The organism is Paenalcaligenes sp. GW821-LYS-B07-1 (assembly GCF_058803365.1).
Map to the genome: position 1 here is coordinate 1148047 of NZ_CM179516.1, position 25793 is coordinate 1173839.

At 50.0% G+C, this 25793-nt stretch carries 27 protein-coding genes; 20 read left to right on the top strand and 7 right to left on the bottom strand.

Going from position 1 to position 25793, the window contains the following annotated elements; genetic code table 11:
• Window positions 1-41 precede the first annotated feature (41 nt).
• From cheY to flhF, 5 genes are all read left to right on the top strand, one after another.
• Window positions 42-428, top strand: a complete 387-nt coding sequence (gene cheY, locus AC3QL0_RS05355) for a chemotaxis response regulator CheY (RefSeq protein WP_135862099.1) — start codon at window positions 42-44, stop codon at window positions 426-428.
• A 15-nt stretch (window positions 429-443) separates the two neighbouring features.
• Window positions 444-1091 (top strand): protein phosphatase CheZ, encoded by a 648-nt coding sequence (cheZ, locus tag AC3QL0_RS05360; RefSeq protein WP_493010410.1) that lies wholly within the window; start codon window positions 444-446, stop codon window positions 1089-1091.
• Window positions 1092-1268: 177 nt separating this feature from the next.
• A complete protein-coding gene (gene flhB / locus AC3QL0_RS05365; protein WP_493010411.1) occupies window positions 1269-2426 on the top strand; it encodes a flagellar biosynthesis protein FlhB in 1158 nt (385 codons plus the stop codon).
• Complete coding sequence (gene flhA / locus AC3QL0_RS05370; protein WP_493010412.1) at window positions 2423-4537, top strand: flagellar biosynthesis protein FlhA; 2115 nt, start codon at window positions 2423-2425, stop codon at window positions 4535-4537. Before flhB ends, flhA begins: the two co-directional genes overlap by 4 nt.
• Entirely contained in the window at window positions 4534-6930 is a 2397-nt protein-coding gene (gene flhF, locus AC3QL0_RS05375; protein ID WP_493010413.1) for a flagellar biosynthesis GTPase FlhF, read from the top strand. Before flhA ends, flhF begins: the two co-directional genes overlap by 4 nt.
• A 4-nt stretch (window positions 6931-6934) precedes the next feature.
• Here flhF and AC3QL0_RS05380 read toward each other — a convergent pair whose 3' ends face one another.
• From AC3QL0_RS05380 to flgA, 3 genes are all read right to left on the bottom strand, one after another.
• Window positions 6935-7402, bottom strand: a complete 468-nt coding sequence (locus AC3QL0_RS05380; RefSeq protein WP_493010414.1) for a flagella synthesis protein FlgN — start codon at window positions 7400-7402, stop codon at window positions 6935-6937.
• A gap of 16 nt (window positions 7403-7418) precedes the next feature.
• Window positions 7419-7709, bottom strand: coding sequence for a flagellar biosynthesis anti-sigma factor FlgM (gene flgM, locus AC3QL0_RS05385; protein WP_493010415.1), 291 nt, complete (start codon window positions 7707-7709; stop codon window positions 7419-7421).
• Window positions 7710-7818: 109 nt separating this feature from the next.
• The gene (gene flgA / locus AC3QL0_RS05390) at window positions 7819-8478 is read right to left on the bottom strand and encodes a flagellar basal body P-ring formation chaperone FlgA (RefSeq protein ID WP_493010416.1); all 660 of its coding nucleotides are present in this window, start codon (window positions 8476-8478) and stop codon (window positions 7819-7821) included.
• A gap of 197 nt (window positions 8479-8675) precedes the next feature.
• On the opposite strand from flgA, the gene flgB reads away from it, so the two are divergent.
• The 15 genes from flgB (at window position 8676) to AC3QL0_RS05465 (ending at window position 23599) form a co-directional block, all read left to right on the top strand.
• Complete coding sequence (gene flgB, locus AC3QL0_RS05395) at window positions 8676-9083, top strand: flagellar basal body rod protein FlgB (RefSeq protein ID WP_493010417.1); 408 nt, start codon at window positions 8676-8678, stop codon at window positions 9081-9083.
• Between the two features lie 8 nt (window positions 9084-9091).
• Window positions 9092-9499 (top strand): flagellar basal body rod protein FlgC, encoded by a 408-nt coding sequence (flgC, locus tag AC3QL0_RS05400; protein ID WP_430219336.1) that lies wholly within the window; start codon window positions 9092-9094, stop codon window positions 9497-9499.
• An 11-nt stretch (window positions 9500-9510) separates the two neighbouring features.
• Entirely contained in the window at window positions 9511-10200 is a 690-nt protein-coding gene (locus tag AC3QL0_RS05405) for a flagellar hook capping FlgD N-terminal domain-containing protein (protein WP_493010418.1), read from the top strand.
• Window positions 10201-10251: 51 nt separating this feature from the next.
• Window positions 10252-11487 (top strand): flagellar hook protein FlgE, encoded by a 1236-nt coding sequence (gene flgE, locus AC3QL0_RS05410; protein ID WP_493010419.1) that lies wholly within the window; start codon window positions 10252-10254, stop codon window positions 11485-11487.
• 9 nt (window positions 11488-11496) lie between these two features.
• The gene (gene flgF, locus AC3QL0_RS05415) at window positions 11497-12243 is read left to right on the top strand and encodes a flagellar basal-body rod protein FlgF (protein ID WP_493010420.1); all 747 of its coding nucleotides are present in this window, start codon (window positions 11497-11499) and stop codon (window positions 12241-12243) included.
• A gap of 32 nt (window positions 12244-12275) precedes the next feature.
• Complete coding sequence (gene flgG, locus AC3QL0_RS05420; protein ID WP_135862075.1) at window positions 12276-13061, top strand: flagellar basal-body rod protein FlgG; 786 nt, start codon at window positions 12276-12278, stop codon at window positions 13059-13061.
• A 37-nt stretch (window positions 13062-13098) separates the two neighbouring features.
• Window positions 13099-13782 (top strand): flagellar basal body L-ring protein FlgH, encoded by a 684-nt coding sequence (locus tag AC3QL0_RS05425; protein WP_493010945.1) that lies wholly within the window; start codon window positions 13099-13101, stop codon window positions 13780-13782.
• A gap of 15 nt (window positions 13783-13797) precedes the next feature.
• Window positions 13798-14913 (top strand): flagellar basal body P-ring protein FlgI, encoded by a 1116-nt coding sequence (locus AC3QL0_RS05430; protein ID WP_493010421.1) that lies wholly within the window; start codon window positions 13798-13800, stop codon window positions 14911-14913.
• Window positions 14914-14917: 4 nt separating this feature from the next.
• Entirely contained in the window at window positions 14918-15874 is a 957-nt protein-coding gene (flgJ, locus tag AC3QL0_RS05435) for a flagellar assembly peptidoglycan hydrolase FlgJ (RefSeq protein WP_493010422.1), read from the top strand.
• A 97-nt stretch (window positions 15875-15971) separates the two neighbouring features.
• Entirely contained in the window at window positions 15972-17651 is a 1680-nt protein-coding gene (gene flgK, locus AC3QL0_RS05440) for a flagellar hook-associated protein FlgK (RefSeq protein ID WP_493010423.1), read from the top strand.
• A 26-nt stretch (window positions 17652-17677) separates the two neighbouring features.
• The gene (gene flgL / locus AC3QL0_RS05445; RefSeq protein ID WP_493010424.1) at window positions 17678-18967 is read left to right on the top strand and encodes a flagellar hook-associated protein FlgL; all 1290 of its coding nucleotides are present in this window, start codon (window positions 17678-17680) and stop codon (window positions 18965-18967) included.
• A 66-nt stretch (window positions 18968-19033) separates the two neighbouring features.
• Entirely contained in the window at window positions 19034-20500 is a 1467-nt protein-coding gene (locus AC3QL0_RS05450; RefSeq protein WP_493010425.1) for a methyl-accepting chemotaxis protein, read from the top strand.
• 3 nt (window positions 20501-20503) lie between these two features.
• Window positions 20504-20812, top strand: coding sequence for a hypothetical protein (locus AC3QL0_RS05455; protein ID WP_135862063.1), 309 nt, complete (start codon window positions 20504-20506; stop codon window positions 20810-20812).
• Window positions 20813-20981: 169 nt separating this feature from the next.
• A complete protein-coding gene (locus AC3QL0_RS05460; protein WP_493010426.1) occupies window positions 20982-22907 on the top strand; it encodes a DUF294 nucleotidyltransferase-like domain-containing protein in 1926 nt (641 codons plus the stop codon).
• A complete protein-coding gene (locus AC3QL0_RS05465; protein WP_493010427.1) occupies window positions 22904-23599 on the top strand; it encodes a 3'-5' exonuclease in 696 nt (231 codons plus the stop codon). Before AC3QL0_RS05460 ends, AC3QL0_RS05465 begins: the two co-directional genes overlap by 4 nt.
• Before the next feature lie 10 nt (window positions 23600-23609).
• Here the strand turns inward: AC3QL0_RS05465 and fliR are convergent, their stop codons facing one another.
• From fliR to AC3QL0_RS05485, 4 genes are read right to left on the bottom strand one after another with little or no spacing between them, the layout of a single operon-like run.
• Window positions 23610-24398, bottom strand: coding sequence for a flagellar biosynthetic protein FliR (gene fliR / locus AC3QL0_RS05470; RefSeq protein WP_493010428.1), 789 nt, complete (start codon window positions 24396-24398; stop codon window positions 23610-23612).
• A 9-nt stretch (window positions 24399-24407) separates the two neighbouring features.
• A complete protein-coding gene (gene fliQ / locus AC3QL0_RS05475; protein ID WP_493010429.1) occupies window positions 24408-24677 on the bottom strand; it encodes a flagellar biosynthesis protein FliQ in 270 nt (89 codons plus the stop codon).
• A 10-nt stretch (window positions 24678-24687) separates the two neighbouring features.
• Window positions 24688-25491, bottom strand: coding sequence for a flagellar type III secretion system pore protein FliP (fliP, locus tag AC3QL0_RS05480; protein ID WP_493010430.1), 804 nt, complete (start codon window positions 25489-25491; stop codon window positions 24688-24690).
• Entirely contained in the window at window positions 25469-25789 is a 321-nt protein-coding gene (locus AC3QL0_RS05485; RefSeq protein WP_493010431.1) for a FliO/MopB family protein, read from the bottom strand. Before AC3QL0_RS05485 ends, fliP begins: the two co-directional genes overlap by 23 nt.
• Between the last annotated feature and the right edge of the window lie 4 nt (window positions 25790-25793).

Below are 25793 nucleotides of genomic sequence, written 5' to 3' on the forward strand. Positions count from 1 at the left end.
AAGGCCCTCGCCAGTGCTTTATTTATGATGGAGAGCTTTTGATGGCTAATAAAAATATAAAAATTCTTGTAGTAGACGACTTTCCTACGATGCGTCGCATTATCCGTAATCTGCTTAAAGATTTAGGCTACGAGAACGTGGATGAAGCAGAAGATGGCGCTATGGGCCTAGAAAAACTGCGCAATGGCAACTTTGATTTTGTCGTATCAGACTGGAATATGCCCAATCTGGATGGCTTGGAAATGCTCAAACAAATACGAGCAGATGCTAACTTGTCTACCATGCCAGTGTTGATGGTGACGGCAGAAGCCAAAAAAGAAAATATCATCGCAGCAGCTCAGGCAGGCGCCAGTGGCTATGTTGTTAAGCCTTTTACCGCCGCTACGCTTGAGGAGAAGCTCAATAAGATTTTCGAAAAAATGGGCTAAAGCAGGAGAGTTGGGATGGATGAAGATCATAGCAGGACAACTACTGTCGAACCATTGGGGCAGATGTCTCTTGATGTAGTGCAGCGTATCGCACAGCTGATGAGGCTAGTGCGAGAGAGTATGCATGAGTTAGGGCTGGACCAGGCGGTTAAGGACGCTGCGCATGCCATCCCCGATGCAAGGGATAGGCTACGTTATGTAGGGCGCATGACTGAACAGGCCGCCAATAAAGTGCTCACCGCAGCGGAAGAAACAGGTCCGTTGCAAGAGCAACTGTCTGCAGGTTCTCAAAATCTGGGTCAGCGTTGGCAGCACTGGTTTGATGCCCCTGCTGAGTTGCCCGTTGCCCGTGAGCTGGTGGATGACACACGAGATTTCTTAGATCTAGTGGGCAGACACAGTAAATCCACTCAGGAAAACCTGATGGAAATCATCATGGCGCAAGACTTCCAAGACTTAACCGGTCAAGTGATTCAGGGCATGTTGAAAGTCATAGGCACGATAGAAACCGAATTGGTGCAAGTGCTGATTGATAGTGTGCCTCCTGAAAAACGCGAAGAAACTGCCGGTTTGTTAAACGGTCCTGTCATCGACACGGCCGCTACCGATGTGGTAACAGACCAAGATCAAGTGGATGATTTGCTATCCAGTTTGGGCTTCTAAGCGTCGTATAGCTTCTCTGTTTTATATCCGGCTTTATGAATAAAGCCGGTTTATCGCCCTTGCTTAGTCCTTAGCTTGCTGCGGCTTGCCTCTACAATTTTTATGCTTGGATACGTGTGCCAGCACGATAACGGTCTGGAGTGATATGTATCCGTAATTTTGTTGGCAACGCATAGCATGGCTGAGGACAGCGATCTAGAAAAAACCGAACCGGCCTCACCCCGGCGCCTAGAAAAGGCGCGCGAGGAGGGGCAAGTTGCGCGTTCGCGTGAGCTCAGCACATTTTTAATTTTGGCCGTAGGGGCAGCCACACTGTGGTTGTCTGGCGGTTTGCTGTACAAGGCCTTGTCTGGCGTTATGCGCAGCAGCATGTGGTTTGATGTGCGTGTATCCAGAGAAGCTACTGTGATGACGGCGAATGCAGCGACGCAAGCATTTGAGGCGCTGCTAGGGTTACTGCCTTTGTTTTTGGCGCTAATAGTTACCGCTATTGCTGGGTCTGCGTTATTGGGTGGTTTCTTGTTTTCATGGAAATCCTTAGAGCCCAAGTTTGAAAAAATGAACCCGCTGAAGGGAATCAAGCGGATGTTCTCTGCGCAAACCTTGATCGAGTTGGTTAAGGCGCTGGCTAAGGCAGGCTTAATAGGTACCGTCGCGGTAATGGTGATCTGGCATTTCAGGGATCAAATGACTGGTCTGATGCATGTGAATCCTACCGAGGCATTGGTGAAAGGCTTAGGGTTGGTGGCCTTAAGTTGTGCGCTGATTATTTCTAGTTTAATCGTGATTGTATTGATCGATGCGCCGTGGCAATTGTTCAGTTTCTTCAAAAAAATGCGCATGTCCAAGCAGGATCTAAAAGAAGAACACAAAGAAAGCGAAGGTGATCCTCACGTTAAAGGACGTATACGTTCGCAGCAGCGTGCTATGGCACAGCGACGCATGATGTCCGAAGTACCTACCGCTGATGTGGTCATCACCAACCCTACGCATTATGCCGTGGCGTTGCGCTACGCTGAAGGCGAAAAAGGCGCGCCACGTGTAGTGGCCAAGGGGACGGGGTTAATTGCACAGCGTATACGTGAGTTGGCAGCGGAGCACCGTATTCCTAGATTGGAAGCGCCTCCGTTGGCACGAGCCTTACATGGCCACGTGGAATTGAATCACGAAATCCCTGTTGAGTTGTATGCCGTTGTTGCCGAAGTTCTGGCTTGGGTTTTCCAGTTACGTCACTGGAACCAAGGTGTAGGACTAGAACCGCAACAGCCTGTTAATTTGGAAGTCCCCAAAGGTTTTGATCCTTTGACGACTTCAGCCAATGTTTCTGCTGAATGAATAGCTTTATAACCTTACTGAAAACCAATGGTTCGGCTCACGCCAAGATGCTGGCAGGCCCGGTACTGATCCTGCTGGTGTTAGCGATGATGGTATTACCATTGCCGCCATTCTTGCTGGACTTGCTGTTCACCTTCAACATCGCGTTGGCTGTGATGATTTTATTGGTGGCGATGTTCACCAAAAAGCCTTTGGACTTTGCAGCATTCCCATCTGTATTGCTGTTTGCGACTTTATTGCGTTTGGCATTGAACGTAGCCTCTACCCGAGTGGTATTGCTAAATGGCCATAAAGGGCCAGATGCTGCCGGTCAGGTGATCGAAGCCTTTGGCCACTTTCTGGTGGGAGGTAACTTCGCCGTTGGTTTAATCGTTTTCATTATTTTGGTGATCATTAACTTTATTGTGATTACCAAAGGTGCGGGGCGTATTGCTGAGGTGGGTGCCCGCTTTACGTTGGATGCGATGCCCGGTAAACAGATGGCGATTGATGCTGACTTAAACGCAGGGTTAATCGGTGAAGAAGAAGCGCGTCGTCGTCGTAAAGAAGTGTCGCAAGAGGCTGAGTTCTATGGTGCGATGGACGGGGCTAGTAAGTTTGTGCGTGGTGATGCGGTAGCTGGTCTGCTGATCATGGTTATCAATATTATTGGTGGTCTGATCGTAGGGGTGATGCAGCATGATTTGTCTTTTGGTGAAGCGGGTCACGTGTACACCTTGTTGACCATTGGTGATGGTCTGGTTGCTCAGATTCCTGCGTTGGTGATTTCCACCGCAGCGGGTGTGGTGGTGTCTCGAGTCGCTACCGACGAAGACGTGGGCCAACAGATGGTAAGCCAACTGTTCAGTAACCCTCACGTGATGTTTTTGACTGCCGGTATTTTGGGGTTGATGGGCTTAATTCCTGGTATGCCTCATTTGGCGTTCCTAACTTTTGCTGCCATCGTGGGAGCTGTTGGTTGGTCGCTGTACAAGCGTCAACAACAAGTAGAGCAGGCGCAAATAGTAGGGCCTAGTGAGGCAGAAAGGGCTGCTGATGCCGCCGCTTCAGAGGCTAGTTGGGATGATGTGGCGATGGTAGACCCACTAGGTTTGGAGGTGGGCTATAGGCTAATTTCGTTGGTGGATCACGCGCAGAATGGCGAGCTTTTGCATCGTATTCGCAGTTTGCGTAAAAAATTCGCACAAGATGTGGGCTTTTTGCCGCCAGTGGTGCATATCCGTGACAACTTAGAATTGAAGCCTAACGACTATCGGGTGCTGTTGTATGGCGTAGAAGTAGGGCGTGGCGTGGCCATGCCGGGCCAGTGGCTGGCTATAGATCCGGGCGGTGTCACCATGCCGTTGTCGGGTACTCCTACTACTGACCCAGCGTTTGGCTTACCGGCGGTATGGATTGATGTGTCGCTGCGCGAGCAGGCGCAAATCGCTGGTTATACCGTGGTAGATGCTAGCACCGTCGTGGCAACGCATTTGAATCACTTGTTGCATCGCCATGGCGCGCAGTTGTTGGGTAGACAAGAAGTGCAGCAGTTGCTGGATCGCGTGGGCAAAGAGTTGCCAAGACTGGTGGAGGATTTTGTTCCCAAAACGGTCAGCTTGGGGTTGTTCCATAAAGTGCTGCGTGGGTTGCTGAGTGAGGAAGTCTCAATCCGCGATATGCGCACCATTATCGAAGTGGTGTCCGAAAACATCGCCCGTTTGCAGGCCCAGAATCAGTTGGGTGCAAACTTGGATGAGGCTGCAGAGTTGCTGGCAATGGTGCGTACGGCATTGGGTAGAGCTATTACGCAGCAGTGGTTCCCAGGCGAAGGCGAACTGCATGTCATTGGTTTGGATGCGCGCCTTGAACGTGTCTTAACGCAGGCGTTGACCAGCAGCGGGGCGTTGGAGCCAGGTTTGGCTGAAACATTATTGGCAGAAGCGCAGCGCGCCACGATGCAGCAAGAGCAGCGTGGAGATGCGGCTGTCTTGGTGGTGCCAGCTTTGCTGCGCCCATCGTTGTCTCGCTTCTTGCGTCACCACTTACCGCAGTTGGGTGTGTTGTCTAACCAAGAAATTCCAGATGAACGAGTCATGAAAGTGACTGCAGTGATAGGTAATCAGGCATGAGTGTAAGTCGTTTTTTTGGTAGTACCAGTAGGGAAGCAATGCGTCAGGTGCGTTTGGCGTTAGGGCCAGATGCTTTGATCGTGTCCAATAGACGTGTCAACGGCGGCGTGGAAATTCTGGCAACAGATGCCACGGCAAGTGCCGAGCCTACACCTGCGATCATGCCTGTGCCGGAGCAGGCTCAGGGCGCAGCGACGAGCATGGCTGACAGTATGCCAGCACCGACTGCTGCACCGTATTCAGGTATCAATCAGCAGCAGCCCGCAGAGTTGATGACTGCTATTGGTGCGATGCGTGGTGCACTGGAAAATCGTATTGATGAGCTGTTGTGGAGCAATCAACTGCAACGAGCGCCAGAAACTTTGTCGTTATTTCAAACCTTACTGGGTTATGGCTTTAGTACGGCTTTGCTGCGTGCCATGTTGAAGCGTATGCCTGCTCACCTTAATGACAGAGCGGCTTTTGAGTGGGCCAGACACGAGCTGGATACTCACTTGCCCGTGCTGGCTAGTGAAGACAGATTATGGCAGCCCGGTTTAGCACTGGCGTTAGTGGGGCCTACTGGTGTAGGAAAAACCACCACTATTGCAAAGTTGGCAGCCCGCTGTGTTAAACGTTTTGGTCCAGATAAGTTGGTGCTTATCACTACTGATACGTACCGTATTGGTGCTCACGAACAGCTGAAAATTTATGCTGATATCCTGCGTGTTCCTGTACACGTGGTGCAAGACTCTGCAGGCTTACGTCAGTTGCTGCTGAGTATTCGTTCTGACCAGATTATCTTGATTGATAATGTGGGTATCAGCCAGCGTGATCGTTTTGTGGCCGACCAGGCAGCCTTGTTGTCTAGTGCGGGGCGACGTATACAGCGTCTGTTGGCGTTGAATGCCTCCAGTCATGGTGACACCCTAGATGAAGTGGCGAGAGTGTACAAAACTGACGGTGGTACACCATTGTCTGGCTGTATTATTACTAAGGTGGATGAGGCTAGTCGTTTAGGGCCTGCGTTGGATACGGCTATACGTTATCAGTTGCCTGTGCACTATGTGTCAGATGGTCAGAAAGTCCCAGAAAATCTACGCTTCATGACTGCCAAGCAGTTGGTGGATGTGGCATTCACTCGTACGTCTTACAACAGCAAAGCGTTGTACGCACCCACGGCGGGTGACTTGGCTGCCTTGTTGTCGGTAGCAGAGCAAAAAGAGTCGGTTAGCGATGCAGATGAGCAAGCACGTAAACAGAAACTGACCGCATTGGTGATGAGTGGTGCGGGCATGCGTAAGCTAGATATAGAAGGCTTGCGTAAGCACGCATCGACTATTGAGCATTCGTTAGCATTGTCAGCCGCCTTTGATGGTTGGCGCGACTTATCTGTGGGCCCACAAGATAATGTCTACTTGGTTGAGCAAGCAGAGGACCTGATGCGTTCCGCTTTGCATGAACTGAGCGAGTCCACGGCGACGATGATGCTAAGCAGTTATCAGTCGGTCAATATCGCACTGGGCAATGACCAAGATAAAAGTAAAGTATTGCTGACGAATCTGTGCACAGAGCGCGGCGAAGCGCTAGCTGCACCGTTGCAGCAGTTGGCTGGCCCTATGGGGTGGTTAAATACAGTGGGTGAGCATGTGCTGCAAGAGCCGCAGTGGGCGGATCAGTTATTGCAAGCAGTGCAATGGGTAGAACAGCGTCGTAACGCTACCCCGATTATGCATATGCTGGAAGGCTTTACACCGGCTGTATGGCAGGCGTTAGCCGCCGAAGGCACAGCATTTATGGCAAGCGTACCGCTTGGCAGTCGTTTCTGGCATGAAAATGGGACTACCAGTGCAGCCGCCAGAATTAAGCAAATGCAGTTCCATGCAGTATCCGATTTATCGCGTAAATTGCAGTTACAGCAATTGGTTGGGCAGACTATTCCTAGCTTAACGTTGTGGGTAGCTAAAGAGCGTGTCTCCATCCGTCAGCGAGGTGTCGCTGAATTACCCTTGGATCTTATTGCGGTACGTCTGACCGATCGCTATAGCGGTGCTGTATTACGGGACTCCGTAGTCTTGCTGCACGCGGGCGAGTTCACAACAGGCTTATCAGACGCTGATGTGGCGATGTGGGCGGTGCTGCAGCATGAGCAGCGTCTAGTAGGGCGTTTGTTAGCGCCTGCATGGCGTGCTGTGCAAGAAGATGTTGCGCAGGAATTGTCGGTAGCACAGCAGTTGCGTGCATCGGCATTGTTAGCGTTAGCAGGCAGTGACGTGCAACACTCATCGCAACAACAAGGCTTGTATAGTCAGTTGCAGACATTGCTGCAGCAGCGCAGTGCATTGACTGCGCCTAAGCTGATTGAGGCAATATTGCGCTGCTTTGCCTTGAAAGAGGCGCTGCAAGAGGCCTAAGTGGTTAGGCCTTAATAGCAGAGTGTTGTAGTTTGTGTGAACGGGTTTTACCTTGGGCGGTATAAACCTGTTCCGAACGCTGCATCATGCTGGTGATGGCTTGTAGGGCTTGTTGGTTATGCTCCAGATAGGTCTGGATGATAATGCCGTTCTGATTGTTTTGATGTTGAGCAGTTTCAGCTAACTCAAAGAAACGCTGCACGATAGTGGCTAGTTCTGCATCGCTTTCGGCTGCGGCGACTAACCCTTCGTGTGAGTTTTCTAATCCCAATGCGCTTAACGCGCGACCACATGCTTCATGTTGTGTTTCTAGTTCTGCCAAGAACAGGTTTTTTTTCTGTGTGAAAGCGAGCAAGTCGGAATCATCATGCGTCGTGAGCAACAGGTCGTTTTCTTGTGACAATGTCTGGTTAAAGGATTCCAAAACGGTAATGGCTTGGTTCAGACAGGACTGTAGAGACTGTGTGCTCATGATGATGTAACTCGCGCTATTTCAGAAGCTCTCTGGCGCTGGCAATTAATGAGTCCGCAATGCGGCTGGTATCAATTTCCAATTTGCCAGAAGCAATGGCGTCCTTGATGGACTGGATTTTTTCAATATTCAGGTCGTGTTCGGACGATTGCAGGTTTTGCAGTTGTCTAGCAGTGGTGCTCAGATCAACCTGACTGGAGGAGGTCGTGTTGCTTGCCTGATAGGCATCCGTCATGGCACGTTTATTTTGACCAACACTAAGCCGGTCAGTAACGGGCTGTTTGCTGGAGTTGATATTAATTTTCATGGCTGTGAACGTAAAAGGTCAGAAGCTGGGTTCCAACAGTAACGGCAGTTACTGCTGTTTCTTTAATGGTGCTGTGTAGCGCTGTAATAAAGAATAGGATCATTTTACGTTAAAGCGGCACTTGAACCGTAGAAGAATCAAGTACTGTGCCAGTAATCACCTGCCCGGAAGCAACACGTACTTGTACTTGGCTGCCAGGTGCTGCTGTTTGTAGCGCCTGGCCTTCATTGCTGATCACAAACCCGTTTCCCCTGGCAATAGTGCGTACATTTTGGCCGCGTTGCACCGACTGTGGGTTTTGCAGCAATGTAGATTTGATGGTGCTGCCCGTGTTGACACGTTGGCCAGCCATGTAGCCCACAATCAAACTGGGGTCGGTGACCACATTAGGAGGAAGGCGTAGCAAATCGCCTTCTCTAGTGATTAGGTCATCAAGCGAAATCAATTCGCCTTTGTTGATGGTTTTGTTGCTGACGTAATAAAAGCCTTGGATGCTAAGCGCCGCTTGTACCGGTACCGTCCACGTTTCTGGGGCTAAACAACTAACAATTACGCGCATACGTGAGCGCAATGCCGCATTGCCTGGCACCGCGTAGTTCAAGCTTTCGCATGCGGGTTGTTGTTGCAAGCGTGGTGGTGTCACGGTGATAGTGGTTGTGCCCGCTAATGATTCCGCTTGTTCCATGAGGTAATTACTTACGCCCTCTACGATTTCCTCTGCTGATTGCAGGGGGGAAGCGTAAAGGGGTTGGCTGCCCAGCAGGGCCATGAAAACTAAAGTAGAAACATGTCGCATGACAGCATTGTAGTCAGTGCAATTCGCGAGCAAGAACTGAACTAGCAAAGAAATACTGTCTTATTTCCTACTTTGTAGAGGAGGGCGCGCGGCTACCATTATGGCATTCGGTGGCAAATGGCTGCTGCCTGCGGGTTTCCTTCAGGGAACGCAAGACAAAGGTATACAACATGATCGACCGTATCGGTGAAGATTTCAGTTTTTACAAAACGGCATTAAGTTTGCGCCAACAGCGTCAAGAAGTATTGGCGGCCAATATTGCTAATGCCGACACGCCGCACTACAAAGCGCGGGATATAGACTTTAGTCAGGCCTTGCAGCAGGCCATGGGCAACAGCATGAACTTGCCTGCCGTTAAGTTGGATATGACTTCCTCTCGCCACATCGCCGGCGCAGGCTCGATGGCATTGCAGAACGACTTGCTGTACAGACAGCCGCTGCAACCTAGCTTGGATGGCAATACGGTAGATATGGATGTAGAGCGTATGGCCTTTGCAGATAACAGCATGCACTACCAAAGTTCGTTGACCATTCTGTCACAGCGTATCAAAGGGCTGATGGCTGCGTTGCAGCAATAAGGTGACTCATGAGTAATTTCAGTATTTTTCAGATTGCCGGCTCAGCATTAAATGCTCAGTCGCAGCGCATGAACGTCAGCGCCAGCAATATTGCCAACGCAGACAGTGTGGCTGGGCCAGATGGCTTGCCATATAAAGCACGCCAAGTGGTGTTTCAAGTGTCGCCATTAAGTCCACAAACAGCTGTGGGTGGTGTGAAAGTAGCGTCGGTGGTGGAAAGCAATGCACCTGCTCGCATGCAGTATGACCCGCACCATCCTCTCGCTAACGATCAAGGTTATGTGGCCATGCCCAACGTGGATGTGGTGGCTGAAACCGTCAATATGATTTCGGCCTCGCGCTCGTATCAAGCCAACGTGGAAGTGGTAAACACCGCTAAAAACTTGATGATGCGTACGCTGAGTCTAGGTCAGTAAAAGGAAAGCAAATGACTACTGTTAATGGCACAGATTCAGCTAATAACGCCATGAACTATGCGCGTCAGCAAAATAACAGTTTGATGGCTGAAACGCAGGACAGGTTTCTGACATTGCTGATTACGCAGATGCAAAATCAAGACCCGATGAATCCCATGGACAACGCTCAGGTGACTAGCCAGATTGCGCAAATGTCCACGGTGCAAGGCATTCAAGATTTGAATAACACCTTGTTGGCGGTGTCTGGGCAGTTGGACGTGTCTCAGTCTATGCAAGCAGCGTCGCTCATTGGTAAAGAAGTACTGGTGCCGGGCAGCAAGATCAAAGTGGGTACCAACCCCGACGATAACAACATCAAGTCCACCACTGGTTTTGGCGTGGATATCACTGCTCCTGCACAGAAAGTGGTTGTGTCTATTACCGACCAAGCTGGTCGTGTAGTGCGTCAGTTAGAGCTGGAAGACATGAAGCTGGGTATACACAGCCTAGAGTGGGATGGCCTAGACGACGCTGGTAATCCTGTTCCCGATGGTGCGTACAACACCAAGGTAGAGGCATTGGATGCTGACGGTAAAGCCGTAAAAGCTGAAATGCTGACTTCGGGCAAAGTGGGCAGCGTGTCCTATAGCACCAAAGGTTTGCTGTTGGATCTGGGTTTGGCTGGTACGTATTCGCTGTTGGATATACGCAAGATTATGTAAGGCTTCACCGTAAGTGGTGAGGAACTCAAACGAATTTAAGCGAGAAAAATCATGGGTTTTGGACAAGGTTTAAGCGGGTTAAATGCAGCGTCACAGAATTTGGACGTGATTGGTAATAACATTGCGAACTCGTCTACGGTGGGCTACAAGTCTTCCAATATTCAGTTTGCCGACGTTTACGCGAGCTCCCGTGTGGGGTTGGGTGTGAGCGTGGCAGGGGTGAACCAGCGTTTCACCATTGGTACCGTATCCATTACGGGTAACCAGTTTGATATGGCTATTGATGGCGAGAAAGGGTTATTTAGGTTGGTGGATCAAAGCGGTGCCGTAGTGTATTCGCGTAATGGTCAGTTTTCGCCAGATAAAAACTTGTTTCTGACCAACTCACAAGGTCACCGTCTAACAGGTTACTTGCCTGGTTCTACTGATCCGCAGCCTATTCGTGTGCCTACTGGCAATATTGCGCCTAAAGCAACTAGCAACATGAGCTTGCGTGCCAACTTGGACTCCAATGCGAAGGTTGTGCCAGCGGGTACCACAGTAGATCCAGCCAATCCAGACACCTACACCAGCTCTTTTCCTTATAACGTGTATGACTCTTTGGGTAACGCGCATCAGGTGACACAGTATTTCATCAAGCGTGACGCGGTGAACGGTGAATCGGTGTGGGATGTACAGTACTTCATGAACGGTAAGGTACTGGGTACACCTGACCCTAACAGTGCTGATCCAGATATCATCCCTACTACCAATACGTTGACCTTCAATAAGGCTGGCGAGTTGGTGTCGCCTACAGGCGCTGTGACGCTGAGTTTAACTGTGGATGGTGGTAACTCTCCAGCTGAAAACCTAGACATCAACTTGTCTTACGCTGGCTCCACACAGTTGGGTGGCCCATTTGCCGCAACGCCAGATCAAGACGGCTACAAAATGGGTGAATACGCCAGTATGTCTATTGCGGCAGACGGTAGCATTGTTGCTAACTACACCAACGGCCAAACTCAAACTATGGGTACATTGGTCTTGGCTGATTTCTACAACATGCAAGGCTTGCAACCTCTGGGCGGTAACGTTTGGTCTGAAACAGCAACATCCGGTCAGCCTATTTTGGGCAGACCTGGTGAGAACGGTATGGCTGTGGTTCGCGGTCAGTCGGTGGAAGAGTCCAACGTAGACATGGGTCAAGAGCTGGTCAATATGATTATTGCGCAGCGTACTTACCAGGCGAACGCACAGACTATTAAAACGCAGGATCAGGTGTTGCAAACACTGATCACCATGCGCTAAGGCTGAGTCATGGATAGGATTATCTACACCGCTATGAATGGTGCGCAGCGCCTGCTAGAACAGCAGTCTTCGCTGAGCAACAACTTGGCCAACATCAATACCTCAGGCTTCAGAGAGCAGTTGGCGTTGCAACGAGCAGTGCCCATACAGGGCACTCCTGGTTTGCCTACGCGTGTGTCTACCGTCACGGTGACACCAGGCAGCCGCATGCAGGCTGGCCCGCTAAGCGAAACGGGCAACCCACTGGATGTGGCAATTGCCGATCAAGGCTGGTTTGCTGTGCAAACGCCGGAGGGCGAAGCCTATACCCGTGCGGGTGACTTCTCTATAGATCAAGACAATATGTTGGTGAACCAACGCGGGCAATTTGTATTGTCTGCCGACGGGGCACCCATTGAAATTCCTGATCGTGCGGTACTGACTTTTTCGTCTGATGGTCAGATCACGGCATTAGGGGCTGGAGATAATCCTAGGGATATACAGGTTTTGGGTCAGTTAAAACTGGTTAATCCCGATCCACAAACCTTGCAACGTAGTGATGACGGTCTGTTCCGTACTACTACCGGCCAAGCACAGCCTATGGATGAAAGCGTGAAAGTGGTTTCAGGCTTTGTGGAAAAAAGTAACGTCAGCGCGGCAGAAGCCATGGTGGGCATGATCAACAACGCTAGACGTTTTGAAATGCAGATGAAAGTGCTGCAAGACGCCAACACCAACGCAGAACGGGCTAATTCCATTCTGTCTATGAACGGTTAAGTCATGCACGCGTTGCATGTGAAGGAATACAAATGATTAGATCTCTTTGGATTGCCAAGACAGGTCTGGAAGCACAACAGACTGGTATGGATGTGATTTCCAACAACTTGGCTAACGTGAATACAGCCGGTTTCAAACGCGGCCGTGCCGTCTTTGAAGACTTGATGTACCAAACCATTCGTCAGCCTGGTGCTCAAGTAGGGGCAGCCAATCAATTGCCTACTGGTTTGCAGTTGGGTACAGGTGTGCGCACCGTATCTACAGAGCGTATTCATACGCAAGGCGATTTGCGCCACACCGGTGGCACGATGGATGTGGCGATTGAGGGCCGTGGTTTCTTGCAGGTGGAAATGCCTGACGGTACTTTTGCCTACACACGCGCTGGCACATTGCAGATGGACCAAAACGGTCAGTTGACTACGGCAGGTGGTTACCCCATTCAGCCGCCCATCAACATCCCTGATAACGCCTTGGAAATTAGCATTGGTCGTGACGGTACAGTGTCTGTGACTCAGCCAGGTGCAGTGGGTACCAGCGTTGAGGTAGGGCAGTTGCAGCTGACAACATTTGCTAACCCCGGTGGTCTGCAAAGCATGGGTGAGAACCTGTACGTAGAAACCGACTCTTCCGGTGCGGCTAACTTCCAGCAACCAGGTTTAGATGGTGCGGGTATTGTGCGTCAGCATTACACCGAAACGTCTAACGTGAACGTGGCTGAAGAGCTGGTCAACATGATTATTGCTCAGCGTTCCTACGAAATGAACAGTAAAGCCGTGTCCACATCGGATCAGATGTTGGCGCGTTTGACGCAACTGTAAACGGTTGATGGATAACAGCGTGGTAGTAATGAAAGTGATGATGCGTAGTCTGCTGGGGGCTTTAGTAGGAGCCGTAATGCTGATCCAAGGCTGCGCTCTGGTGCCTCCTGAGCCTGTGGTAACAGGGCCGTTGACAGCGCAACCGCCAGCACAAATCTTGCCGGAAGTGGTGGCTAATGGTTCTATTTACCAGCCAAGCGCTTACGGTAACTATCCGCTGTTTGAAGATCGTAGACCGCGTAACGTGGGCGATATTGTGACTATCGTCATACAAGAGCGTACGAACGCGGCGAAAAACGTTTCCACCAGTACCAACCGTAACTCCAGCGGTGGTTTGAATTTTGGTGCTGATCCTTCAATTTTGCCTAGCGAACTAGGGGCTAGACAAAACTTTGAAGTGGAAGGCAAAAACCAAGCCAATGGTACCGGTAGCAGCCGTGCAGACAACATGTTCTCTGGCACGTTGACGACTACCGTGATTGGCGTCTTGCCTAATGGCAACCTGCAGATTGCCGGTGAAAAACAAATCGCCATCAACCGAGGCAGCGAATATATGCGCTTTTCGGGGGTGGTAGATCCACGCTCCATTTCGGGCAGCAATACGGTCAGCTCCACTCAAGTGGCTGATGCACGTATTGAGTTCCGCAGCAAAGGGGTGATGGACGAGGTGCAAACCATGGGTTGGTTGCAGCGCTTTTTCCTGAATATTTCTCCGTTCTGATCAATGGGTATGACGATGACTATACGGACGGTATTACGCGTATTGTTGGCCGGCGTGTTGCTGGGCTTGCAATTGCCTGTGCATGCGGCTGACCGCATTAAAGATTTAGCCACTATCCAAGGGGTGCGTGATAACCAGTTGATTGGTTATGGTTTGGTGGTGGGGTTGGATGGCAGTGGTGACCAAGTGCGCCAAGCGCCTTTCACTCAACAGAGTTTGACGAACATGTTGTCGCAATTGGGGGTGACTATTCCTCAAGGTAGCAACATGCAACTGAAAAACGTGGCTGCTGTGATGGTAACAGCGCGCCTACCGGCGTTCTCACAACCCGGACAGTCCGTCGATGTGGTGGTGTCCTCTATGGGTAACGCCAAAAGTTTGCGCGGCGGTACCTTGTTGATGACGCCACTTAAAGGTGCGAACGGCCAAGTGTACGCCTTGGCACAGGGTAACTTGCTGGTGGGTGGTGCAGGCGCTGAGTCGGGTGGCTCTAGTGTGCAGGTGAACCAACTTAATGGCGGCATCATTCCTGGCGGCGCCATTGTGGAACGCGATGTGCCTACCACCTATATTCGTGATGGGTTGATTTCACTAGAGCTGAATAGCTCCGATTTTGGTACTGCACAAAACGTGGTGGCTGCCTTAAATAGGCATTTTGGCAGCAATATTGCTACCGCACTGAATGCGCGTGTGATTCAAGTACAGGCACCATTAGGGCCTGATATGCAGGCGAATTTCTTGTCGCAAGTGGAAAACTTGCAAGTGCACTTGCCGCCAGCAAGAGCTCGTGTGGTGGTGAATGCTCGTACTGGCACGGTGGTGATGAACCGTACGGTGACTATTGATGAAGCAGCCATCGCCTATGGCAATTTGTCCATCGTGATCAGTAAGCAGTCCGAAGTGAGTCAACCTAATACACCATTTACTGAAGGGCAAACGGTAGTGACCGATCGTACTGACATAGAAATGCGATCTGACGGCGGGGCGTTGCAACGTGTGAGTACCAGTGCCAACTTGGCTGATGTGGTACGTGCGTTGAATGCGCTGGGTGCTACCCCTCAAGAATTGCTCTCCATTTTGCAAAACCTGAAGAGTGCAGGTGCCTTGCGTGCCGACCTAGAGGTAATTTGATCTTATGAGTATCCATTACTACCCCCGCCCCGGTTCGGGTGCAGAACAACCTGTTTCGATGTTTGATGCCGAGCAATTGGCACAGTTGAAACGTAATGCTCAGGAGAATAAGGGGGGTACGGCAGAGCAACAGAAAATTGCTCAGCAGTTCGAGGCATTGTTCATACAGCAGTTGCTCAAGCAGGCGCGCGCTAATGCCAGTGGTAATGGATTGTTTGATAGCGAACAAGTACGCATGACACAGAGCATGGGTGATGAGCAGTTATCCCTGCAATTGGCGAATCCTGGTATAGGGTTGGCAGAAGCATTGATACGCCAGATGCAGGGTGGTGAAGCCGGTATGGGTCAACCGGACTCTACTGCCTGGCAGCAAGGCTTAGCCAGTAGAGATCAAGGCATGGCACGGAATGTAGATGCCCCTTCTATTAGTGCGTTAATCCGTAAGTTAAGTGCTAAAGGTAGCTTGGATCAGGTGTATTCCGCAGTACGAGGTGCGCCCGAGCATGTGCGTAACTTTGTGGGAAAAATGCATGCTGCTGCTGAAGCTGTGGCAGAGAAAAGTGGCGTACCTATGAAGCTACTGCTTAGCCAAGCCGCACTGGAATCTGGTTGGGGTAAGCGTGAAATCTTGCATGAGAATGGTCAAAGCACGCATAACCTGTTTGGTATTAAGGCGGGTAAGAGCTGGACAGGTAAGGTGGCACACATTATGACCACCGAATTTGAGAATGGTGAATACAAAAAAGTAAAACAACCGTTCCGTGCCTATGACTCGTATGAAGACTCGTTGGCTGACTATGCGCGTTTGATTAGTACCAGTCCACGTTATGAGTCAGTCATGCAGGCTGCTACGCCTCAAGAGGCGGCACAGCGCGTGCAAGATGCAGGCTATGCCACCGATCCTAACTATGCGCAAAAGCTGATACAGATCATGGCATATTTTGATGCCGGAAGCCGTTAATTTCCCCTAAAGATTAGCCGTTGTAGCCCGTTAATACTCCATTGATCGTGTTTGCGTTGCCTTGGTTGGCAGCGCTTTCTCAAAAACGGAATTTGTTATGAATTTATCCCGCCTCGGTTTGTCTGCTCTGCAAAATGCACAGCAAAATCTTCAGATAACCGGCCATAACATCAGCAACTCAAAAGTTGAGGGTTATAACCGTCAAACGGTGTTGTCCCAAACAGCAGGCGCTCAGAACATAGGGGCGGGCTATGTGGGGCGTGGCGTACAAGCGGTTACTGTACAACGTGCATACGACTCTTTTGTCTGGAACCAGTTAGTGCAGTCACAAAGTGCTGGCGCGTCGCTGATCACTTACGGTAACGAAATCTCCCAGGTTAACAACCTGTTTGGCGATCGTACTGTGGGTATTAGTCCTGCTATTCAGAATTTCTTTGATGCCATGAATGCTGTGGCATCCAGCCCTAGCGATCCAGATGCTAGACAAGAACTGTTGGGTAGAGCACAAAGCTTGGTCACACAGTTCAATGATGCGCAAAGCTCATTGCAAGCACAGCGCGACAACATTAATACACAAGTGCGTACTACGGTTTCACAGATCAATAGTTACGTAGAACGTATTCACGACATGAACCAACAGATCACGGCAGCCAAAGCGGCTACACCTGATCATAGTCCTAACGACTTATTGGATCAGCGCGAGCAACTGGTAATGGAGCTGAACCAGTTGGTAGACGTGAAAGTGATTGAGCAAGACGGCGTATTTAACTTGACCTTGAACAATGGTCAAGTGTTGCTGGGTGGTAGCCAGGTGTTCCCTCTACAAGCTCAAACCTCTAATAGTGACCCTTCTAAGGTTGTAGTGGCTTACACCGCTGCATTTGAAGATGGCGTAGGCAAAACTGTACAGTTGCAGGATAGCAATTTCAAAGGTGGCCAATTGGGCGGCTTATTGAGATACCGCAGCGAGTCTTTAGATGCCACTCAAAACTATTTAGGTCGTTTGGCCATAGGTATTACCAGCGCCATTAATGCCGTGCATGCAGAAGGTTTTGACTTGTCAGGTAATGCAGGTGGTGATTTCTTCCGCATCGAACTGGGCAAACCTATCCCTAGCAACAAAAGCAGTGTATCGCCTGCACCTGATTTGAATATTTCGTTAACCGATGCGAATAAGTTGACCGGTTCGGATTACCAGATTGAGTTCCGCAACGGTGAGTACAGCGTGAAAACGCTGCCTAATGGCCCGACCAAAGTAGTCACACCAGCCGAAGCCGAAAACGGCTTTGAAATTGATGGTGTGCAGTTCAAGTTTGACGGTGCCTCGTCAGCAGTAGACGGTGACAGTTGGTTGGTACAACCCACTCGCGATGCCGCAGCACGTATAGAGCTGGTGTTGGATGATCCAGCAAAAGTAGCTGCTGCAGGTAAAGATGCTGATGGTAACCCATTGGGTTCTGCTAACGGTGATATCGCCTTGAAACTGGCCAAGTTGCAAGAGCAACGCACGCTGGGTAATGGCTCATTGAACTTCAACGAGGCTTACGGCCAGTTGGTGAATAAAGTAGCGGTGCAAGCGCAGCAAAATGCAACAGCTGCTAAAGCACAAGCTAACTTGATTCAACAAAACTATGCATCGCAACAGCGTATTTCTGGCGTAAACGAAGACGAAGAAGTCCTGAATTTGGATAAGTTCTTACAACAATATCGTGCTGCTTCCCGCATGATCGAGGTGAGCTCGAACATGTTTGATACTTTGCTGGGTTTGCGTAACTAACCCGCTGTCTTAACAGGAAAACACTCATGCGTATCAGTACTAATCTGTATTTTCAGACGGGCTTGAATTCTGTTAACCGTCAGCAGTCACAGTTGATGGAAGTCTTTCAGCAAATTGGCAGTGGGAAACGTTCATTGTCACCCGCGGATGACCCGCTGGCTGCTGCACAAAGTATTACCTTGGCTCAGGCGCAAAGCATGAATAAACGCTTTGCAGAAAACCGCCATGTGGCTACTCGCATGCTGAGCGAAGAAGAAAATATTCTGAACTCCTTAACCTCACAGGTTCGTGACGTTAAAACTCGTTTGGTGGAAGTTGGTAATGGCACCTTATCGGATGCCGACCGCTCCACACTGGCAAACGTTTTGCGCGATAGCATGGAATCGCTGTTGGGCTTGGCAAATAGCAAAGATGCGGCAGGCCAATACCTATTTTCTGGCAGCCAAGGTAACGTAGCGCCGTATGTGTATGACGGTACTTCTGTTACGTATCATGGTGACGAGATAGAGCGTTTGGTACAAGTGGACCAAACCCGTCAGCTACCAACTAGCAATCACGGTGTAGACGTATTTTCACGTGTGACCCCTGGTGCAAACTCTTTTATTACTGGTGCTGCTTCTAGCAATGGTGGTACTGGGGTTATTGCTCAACCAAGCATTGTGAATCCGCAAGCTGCTCAAAACATGATGAGTTTTGAAGTGCGATTCATTGATAGCAATACCTATGAAGTGGAAGCTAACTACCTTGAGGCAGATGGTTCTATTTCTACTGTGGTGTCCCCAGCGCAGGCCTACACGGTCAATGAAAAAGGCGAAACCATCATCAATCTGCCTGCTGGCAATGATGATTCGGGCATCAGCATTTTCTTCGCAGGTAAGCCCGCTGCTGGTGATAGCTTTAGCGTAGAACGAGCTACGGCTACGGCGCGTGGTGATTACGCCAAAACGGATGTAAACCTGTTCAACACACTGAGCGACCTGATTAATGTGTTAGAGCAACCTTCATCGGGTGATCCAGTGGCTCAGGCAGCCCTTCGTAATCAGCTAAACGGCGCTATGCAGCGTTTGGACATCAACTACGACAATATTCTGACGGTACGTGCCTCCGTGGGCGGACGCATGAATGAAATCGCTGCATTGAATGACAACGGTACGTTGCAAGCTTTGCACTTAAGCAAAGAGCTGATTCGCATTGAAGATCTGGATTACTACACAGCGTCTTCGCAGTTGGAGCAGCGTAGTGCAGCGTTGGAAGCCTCTGTATTGGCATTCAAGAAAATCCAAGGTGCAAGTTTGCTGGCAATGAGGGCAGGCTAAGCGATCATTTTCGTCAGAATTTTGGTTCGTAGTGGGCAGTTGACTATCTAAACTGGGTAAAAGCAGATGTTATTCAAACATATTAAAATCAAAACGGGTGCTACCGTTTTGCTGGCAGGGTTGTTCTTGTCGGCATTACTGATTGCCGTACTGGGGCTGTATTTTCATGCACAAAGTCTGGCTGCCTTACAGCATTTGGCGAGTGGTAGCATGAACGCATCGGCCTTGAAAACACATTTGCAGCAAGCGGAAAGCTTGTACCAGGTTAGTTTGTACTGGTCTATTGGCTTTGGCGTGTTAACCGTCATTTTGGCTATTTTGATGTACCAGTACTTGTCAGTACGCGTGGTTCGTCCTTTGCACCAAGTTATGCAGCATTTTGAAAGTATGGCTGCTGGCGATCTGAGCCAACGCGTAGTGGTGAAAACAAATAACGAAATGGGCAGTATGTTTTCGGCCCTGCGTAAATTGCAAGATGCGCTAATTCGTATGGTGAGTGCGGTACGCAACGGTATGGATGAGATCAGTGCTGGTTCTATAGATATCGCTGATGGCAACCGTAATCTGAGTGATCGCACCAGTGATCAAGCTGCAGCTTTGCAACAAACAGCCGCCAGCATGGGGCAACTAGCAGGTACTGTACGTCAGAATGCCGATAATGCTCACCAAGCAAACCAACTGGCTGCTACAGCGTCTGATGTGGCGCAACGCGGTGGTAAAGCGGTGGGTGAAGTGGTTGCTACCATGCAAGGTATTTCTGCGAGTTCCAGCAAAATTGCCGACATCGTTGGTGTGATTGATAGCATTGCTTTCCAAACGAACATCTTGGCGCTGAATGCGGCGGTAGAAGCAGCGCGTGCTGGCGAACAAGGTAGAGGTTTTGCGGTAGTGGCTTCTGAAGTGCGTGCGTTGGCTCAACGTAGTGCGCAGGCTGCTCGTGAAATTACGGCATTGATTGATGACTCCGTATCCAAAGTAAGCGAAGGCTCGGGTCAGGTAGAGCGCGCTGGCGCTACCATGCAGGAAATCGTCGATTCCGTGAAACGCGTGACTGACATCATGGGTGAAATCACGGCAGCGACGATTGAGCAGTCGTCCGGTATTGACCAGATCAACCGTGCAGTGGGCCAAATGGATGAGGCCACACAATACAACTCACGCTTGGTAGAGCAAACAGCCAGAGCCGCTACTACCTTGAATGCAGAGCTCAAGCATGTGCAAGATGCCGTGACCAGCTTCAGATTGCCTGAGTCCGAAGTGATTGATATTGCGGCTCGCCAAGTGCGCGCAAAGCAGGCTAGAAAGGTACAGACCAATACCGAACACCGTTCTGCAGCAGCAACTGGTACTGCAGGTAAACAGCTAACTTCTGCTCGTACAGCTAGCAGTGCAGCGGCAGCACACAGCAGTGCTACCTCTAGCTTGCCTAAGAAAAGCAGTAGTGCCGCCGCTAACGATATGACATTGTTGCGTCCTGATTTAAGCGGTAGCAAAAAATCGCAAAACAGTGACGATGATTGGGTGGAGTTCTAAAACGTGAAATCGTTGTGGCGTGCATCTTTAGTGGCGTTAACTCTGATGCTGGCAGCTTGTTACAGCACAGGTAATGCGTATAACAGTAATACGGCATGGTTAGAACCTGGCGTTACCACGGTAGCTGATGCACGTTTGGGGTTAGGGGCTGCGCCGGTGACGGTGTATCCTCAACCTGATGGTGGTTCTATACAAGTATGGCACTCTAGCCGTGCGTTGGTACCTGATGCGATTTATATGGAACGTGACTTATGGTTAGAGTTCGGCCCAGATCAGGTATTACGCCAGATACTGCGCCGTTCAACCAGCTAGTAAACTCGTCATACACACAGAAAAAAGCACGCAGAATAGGCGTGCTTTTTTGTTGGCCTACTGTGCTTCTACGACTTTAGGTTCATCGTGAAATAATAGCTTTTATGCTAGGGTAAGACTAGGTGGATAGCCCATGACTTCCACGTTTACTCCCTAGGCAGATTACGCTATGTGTTCTCTCTTTGTATCCAAGCCCTCTGCTGTACTGAGCACTGGCCAAGAGGCCGTGCGCCAAGGGCTGCAATCGCTTATACAGCTTTTCAAGCAGTATCCTCCTTTTAGCAGCTTGTCGGCAGATGAAATGCTGCAGTTGTTAAAGCGTGGGCAACTGGTGTTTTATGCGCAAGGCGATGTGATTGCATCGCCTGCACAAGGCATGTGTGAGCGGTTGTGGATAGTGCGCCAGGGGATGGTGCGTATCGCCAGTGTAGAGCATGATGCTACTGGGCAATGTTTAGAAAAACAGGTGATAGGGATGCTAGGGGTGGCTGACTGCTTTCCTCTAGGTGCGCTGATGGGGGAAAGGCCTACTAGCCGTTTGTATGTGGCAGCAGAAGATGTGTTCTGTGTGCAGATAGATAAAACCGATTTTCTGCAGGTGTTGCATCAGTCTGAAAGCTTGCGTCATTTTGTTTTTAAGGGTGTGAGCAGTTTATTTGGGCAACTGTACGAGCAAACGCGCACCAGTGCTTATGAGCGTAATGCAGTAGGCGTGAACCTCAATGCACCACTGGATACATTGTTGTCCCGCGAACCCATTACCTGTACTCCAGAATTGTCGCTACGAGAAGTAGTGCGACACATGCATGAGCAGGGCATTAGTAGCATTGTGATCATGGGTGATGATCATCCAGCGGGTATTTTTACCTTACGTGATTTGCGTAGAATCGTAGCGCAAGGGGGCAGCTTAGAGCAGCCCGTATCGCAGGTGATGAGTGCTCAACTGATTGCGTTAGGGCTAGATGCTACGGTGTTTGATGTGGCGCTGCTTATGGCCAAACACCGTATAGGCCACGTGTGCATCATCGAGAACGGCCGATTGTACGGGGTGTTGTCTGAGCGTGATGTGTTTGCGTTGCAGCGGGTAGATTTAGTCAGCGTATCGCGCAGGCTATATCATGCAGCAACGGTAGATGAGTTAGCGGCTGTTTATCGCAACGTGCAACCGGTGCTGACGACGATGCAAGCCCATGGTGCCGATGCCATACAACTCATGGAGCTCATTTGTGGGCTACGCGATCACTGTATTAGCAGGGCGATTGCATTGTGCTTACCAGATCATCCTGCTGTTGATTTTCCTTTTGATTGGGTAGTGTTTGGTGCGGGTGCTAGAGGGGAACAATGGCTATTTAGCAAGCAACAAAGTGGCATCGTATTTGAGGCAGAGGATACCGCGCAGGATGTAGAGAAACAGCAAAAATTGTTGCCGTTAGCGGCGCAGGTGGTAGAGGTATTACAACTGTGTGGCATGCAGCTATGCCAAAGCGAGAAATTGGCGAGCCTTCCAGAATATTGTCAGTCTGTGCAAGGATGGCAGCAACACATGACAACATGGCTAGAGTCTGGCTCTGCCAGGGCTTTATCCACGCAGCAATCGTTGTTGGATCAGCGTTGTGTGTGGGGCAGTGGTTTGGCTTGGGGGCAATGGCATAGCCAGTGGTTGCAACGATTGCAAGAGCATGGGGATGCGCTACGACGATTGAAGAAAACGGTGTTGCGCTATAGATTGCCCTCGGCAGAGCAGTTGCAGCGTTTTTTGGAAAGTAAACAGTTTGTGGTGGCAGATCAGGATTTTCGTAAACAAGGTTTGCGTGTACTCACACAAGCAGTACGTGTGCTGGCGTTAGAACTCGGCTGTAGCGATACCAACACCTTAAAACGGCTCAGTTGTTTGGTGCAGCATCAGGTGATACCCCTGGCATCGGCACATGCGTTGCGGCAAGCCTTTAATTATTTGCATCTACTTAAGCATCAGCAAGAACTGAAAAACGAATTGGAGCCAGATGAGTCCACTAGGCTCACGCCTTTAGAAAAGCGACTGTTCCGTGAAGCATTACGGCAGATTATGCCTTTGCGTGAAGCACTAGAAAAATGACTACTACACGTATCAAACAGTTTTTACAGCGCTATTTGAAAAAGGCAGAAGCAACGCCAGATGTTGCGCTGCCGTGGCTAAGCCCGTGGGAGCAACCTTTGCTAGGTACACGGTATTTTGTGTTGGATCTAGAGTCTGATGGCTTGCAGCTCAAAAATAACCGCATTTTGTCGGTAGGGGCTATAGCGGTAGTAGAGCAATCGTTGTGCTACGGCGAGGCTTTTTATCACGTGCTGCAACATACAGGTACGGTGCAGGCAGATGCGATGTTAATTCATGGGTTGTCGCCTAGTGCGCTACAGCAGGGTGATAACACGGCAGAAGTATTGCAGGCGCTCTGTGAGCATGGGCAGCAGAGCGTATGGGTGGGCTTTCATGCGGGGTTTGATGCCTTGTTATTGCAGCAGGCATTTGAGTCTGTGCTGCAGTGGCCATATGAGCCGCAGAGCCTGAATGTAGCTGAGTATTTGCCAGCGCTATTTCCTGATAAAGCCAGTGCACAGCATAGTCTGGATGATTGGGTGGAGCACTTTGCGTTGCAAGGCATAGAGCGTCATAACGCATTGGGTGATGCTATGGTCACAGCAGAGCTACTGCTGATTGCTTTGCGTAAAGCGTCTCAATTGGGGTTGGCGACTTGGGGGGAGGTGCGACGGCTACGTCAGCAACAGCAAAAGAAGAGTGGCTATTGATCAATAGCGCTTACAAGCCGGCCAAGCCTCTGGCCATACGCAGCATGGCGCTGTAACCAGAGTCAAAAAAGCGCATTAAGAAAGGCGTGATTTGTGGGACTACCACGGTTAACAGTGATAACCCTACTAACAAGCTAATGGGGAAGCCCACAGCAAATACAGTAAGTTGCTGTGCAGTACGGTTCAAAATCCCAAATGCTAAGTTAATTGTCAGCAACACGATAATCAGAGGCAGGGCGAGTAGTAGCCCGCTAATCATGAGCTGGGCACTCCACTCTAAAAGCACCCCCCAGCCGTTACTGTTTAGGCTACCTGGTTGTATGGGCAAGATCTCAAAGGTTCTAAACAGCACTTGCAGCATAATCAGATGACCGTTTAGGGCCAAAAAAACCAGCATAGCGACTAGGTTTAGAAAGCGTGATAGTACAGCGGTATTGGAACCAGTAGCGGGGTCAAAAAATGAGGCAAAGGACAAGCCCATTTGCAGGCCTATGAACTCACCAGCGGTTTGTACAGCAGCAAACACAATACGCATGATTAAGCCTAAGGCTACACCTATTAAGATTTGCTGTATGCCTAGCAGCAAAGCAGGGTAGGAGCCTGTAGGCAGTGTTGGCATGTCAGGCAAGCTGGGCGCAATGACAATCGCTATGAGAGCTGCTAAGCCAATTTTTACTTTTTTGGGAACCGACGACTCACTGAACAGCGGCGCTGTGGCAACTAGCCCTAATAGCCTAAAGAAAGGCCATATGAAACTATTGAGCCAAAGGTAGGCTTGTTCAGTGGTGAACTGGATCATGTAGAAGTGCTACTGCACCAAGCCTGGAATAGAGGAAAACAGGCTTTGTATGTAGTCCACTAAGGTACTGATTAGCCAAGGGCCTAACAGCACAATGGTAATGCCTACGGCCAACAACTTAGGAATGAATGACAGCGTCATTTCATTGATCTGTGTAGCGGCTTGGAAAATACTGATGGCTAAACCTACGGTTAGTGTGACTAACAGCAGGGGACCGGCAATGGTCAATGCTATTTTCAGTGCCATGTAGGTCATGGTCATGACGGTTTCAGCGGTCATGCTCTTTACCTCAAATATAGAAGCTGCGCGCTAGAGAGCCCAGCAGCAAATTCCAACCGTCTGCCAGCACAAAAAGCATGAGCTTAAACGGTAGCGAGATGGTGACCGGTGGCACCATCATCATCCCTAGCGACATCAGCACACTGGCAATCACCAAGTCTATGATGAGAAAGGGGATGAAAATCGTGAAGCCTATTTGAAAAGCGGTTTTCAGTTCACTGGTGATAAACGCTGGTGCTAAGACGCGCAATGGCACATCAGTCGGGGATTCCAGATTGCTTACACCAGCCATTTCGCTAAACAGTTTCAGGTCGGTTTCACGTGTTTGGTGCAGCATGAACGTTTTCAGGGGCTGGCTTCCGCGTTCTAAGGCTTCAGGAAAGGAGATCTCAGCACGGGAGAGTGGCGCATAGGCTTGTTCGTGTATTTGCTCGAACACTGGCCCCATCGTAAAGAAGGTCAGAAACAGCGCCAGGCCAATTAACACCATATTAGGTGGAGCACTACCAGTACCCATGGCGTTACGTAGCAAGCCCAGCACAATCACAATACGGGTGAAACCTGTCATCAATAACAGGATGGCAGGCAAGAACGACATCATGGTCAGTAAAGCCAAGGTCTCTAGGCTTAATGACCAGCGTTGTCCGCCGTCGTCGGTAGGGGTAGTGGTAAAGGCCGGTAAGCTGGCTTGTGCCCAGACATCCAGCGGATACAAATACAGCAGCATAGCGATCAGAGCACAGCCCGACAGTAGCCAAAAACGGCGTAGGGGCAGGCGATCAGCTAGCCGATTAAGAGGTTGAATTCTGCTCATGTTGGCGTTGTTGCAGATGGTGTTGAAAACTCTCTGGTGTCGCAGCGGAGGATTCAAAACGGTGCAACAAATTGATCTGCTGAGGTGTGACACCCAACAGTAGTTTCTGGCCTTCACTTTCTACCAGTAGCACATGCATACGTGGCCCCACACCCTGTTTGTCTAGTATGGTAATCAAGGGCTTTTTACCTGTAGGGCGCAAGAGCTTGGTGCGTTTGGCCAGCCACCCACCTACTACGATCAGTAGAATGACAGCAATCAGGCTTGCGCTGATTCGTAGTAGGTCGGCTTCGTTCATGGTG

Coding starts and splice junctions, on each gene's coding strand:
- cheY (WP_135862099.1), top strand. CDS start 42: ATGGCTAATAAAAATATAAAAATTCTTGTAGTAGACGACTTTCCTACG.
- cheZ (WP_493010410.1), top strand. CDS start 444: ATGGATGAAGATCATAGCAGGACAACTACTGTCGAACCATTGGGGCAG.
- flhB (WP_493010411.1), top strand. CDS start 1,269: ATGGCTGAGGACAGCGATCTAGAAAAAACCGAACCGGCCTCACCCCGG.
- flhA (WP_493010412.1), top strand. CDS start 2,423: ATGAATAGCTTTATAACCTTACTGAAAACCAATGGTTCGGCTCACGCC.
- flhF (WP_493010413.1), top strand. CDS start 4,534: ATGAGTGTAAGTCGTTTTTTTGGTAGTACCAGTAGGGAAGCAATGCGT.
- AC3QL0_RS05380 (WP_493010414.1), bottom strand. CDS start 7,402: ATGAGCACACAGTCTCTACAGTCCTGTCTGAACCAAGCCATTACCGTT.
- flgM (WP_493010415.1), bottom strand. CDS start 7,709: ATGAAAATTAATATCAACTCCAGCAAACAGCCCGTTACTGACCGGCTT.
- flgA (WP_493010416.1), bottom strand. CDS start 8,478: ATGGCCCTGCTGGGCAGCCAACCCCTTTACGCTTCCCCCCTGCAATCA.
- flgB (WP_493010417.1), top strand. CDS start 8,676: ATGATCGACCGTATCGGTGAAGATTTCAGTTTTTACAAAACGGCATTA.
- flgC (WP_430219336.1), top strand. CDS start 9,092: ATGAGTAATTTCAGTATTTTTCAGATTGCCGGCTCAGCATTAAATGCT.
- AC3QL0_RS05405 (WP_493010418.1), top strand. CDS start 9,511: ATGACTACTGTTAATGGCACAGATTCAGCTAATAACGCCATGAACTAT.
- flgE (WP_493010419.1), top strand. CDS start 10,252: ATGGGTTTTGGACAAGGTTTAAGCGGGTTAAATGCAGCGTCACAGAAT.
- flgF (WP_493010420.1), top strand. CDS start 11,497: ATGGATAGGATTATCTACACCGCTATGAATGGTGCGCAGCGCCTGCTA.
- flgG (WP_135862075.1), top strand. CDS start 12,276: ATGATTAGATCTCTTTGGATTGCCAAGACAGGTCTGGAAGCACAACAG.
- AC3QL0_RS05425 (WP_493010945.1), top strand. CDS start 13,099: ATGATGCGTAGTCTGCTGGGGGCTTTAGTAGGAGCCGTAATGCTGATC.
- AC3QL0_RS05430 (WP_493010421.1), top strand. CDS start 13,798: ATGACTATACGGACGGTATTACGCGTATTGTTGGCCGGCGTGTTGCTG.
- flgJ (WP_493010422.1), top strand. CDS start 14,918: ATGAGTATCCATTACTACCCCCGCCCCGGTTCGGGTGCAGAACAACCT.
- flgK (WP_493010423.1), top strand. CDS start 15,972: ATGAATTTATCCCGCCTCGGTTTGTCTGCTCTGCAAAATGCACAGCAA.
- flgL (WP_493010424.1), top strand. CDS start 17,678: ATGCGTATCAGTACTAATCTGTATTTTCAGACGGGCTTGAATTCTGTT.
- AC3QL0_RS05450 (WP_493010425.1), top strand. CDS start 19,034: ATGTTATTCAAACATATTAAAATCAAAACGGGTGCTACCGTTTTGCTG.
- AC3QL0_RS05460 (WP_493010426.1), top strand. CDS start 20,982: ATGTGTTCTCTCTTTGTATCCAAGCCCTCTGCTGTACTGAGCACTGGC.
- AC3QL0_RS05465 (WP_493010427.1), top strand. CDS start 22,904: ATGACTACTACACGTATCAAACAGTTTTTACAGCGCTATTTGAAAAAG.
- fliR (WP_493010428.1), bottom strand. CDS start 24,398: ATGATCCAGTTCACCACTGAACAAGCCTACCTTTGGCTCAATAGTTTC.
- fliQ (WP_493010429.1), bottom strand. CDS start 24,677: ATGACCGCTGAAACCGTCATGACCATGACCTACATGGCACTGAAAATA.
- fliP (WP_493010430.1), bottom strand. CDS start 25,491: ATGAGCAGAATTCAACCTCTTAATCGGCTAGCTGATCGCCTGCCCCTA.
- AC3QL0_RS05485 (WP_493010431.1), bottom strand. CDS start 25,789: ATGAACGAAGCCGACCTACTACGAATCAGCGCAAGCCTGATTGCTGTC.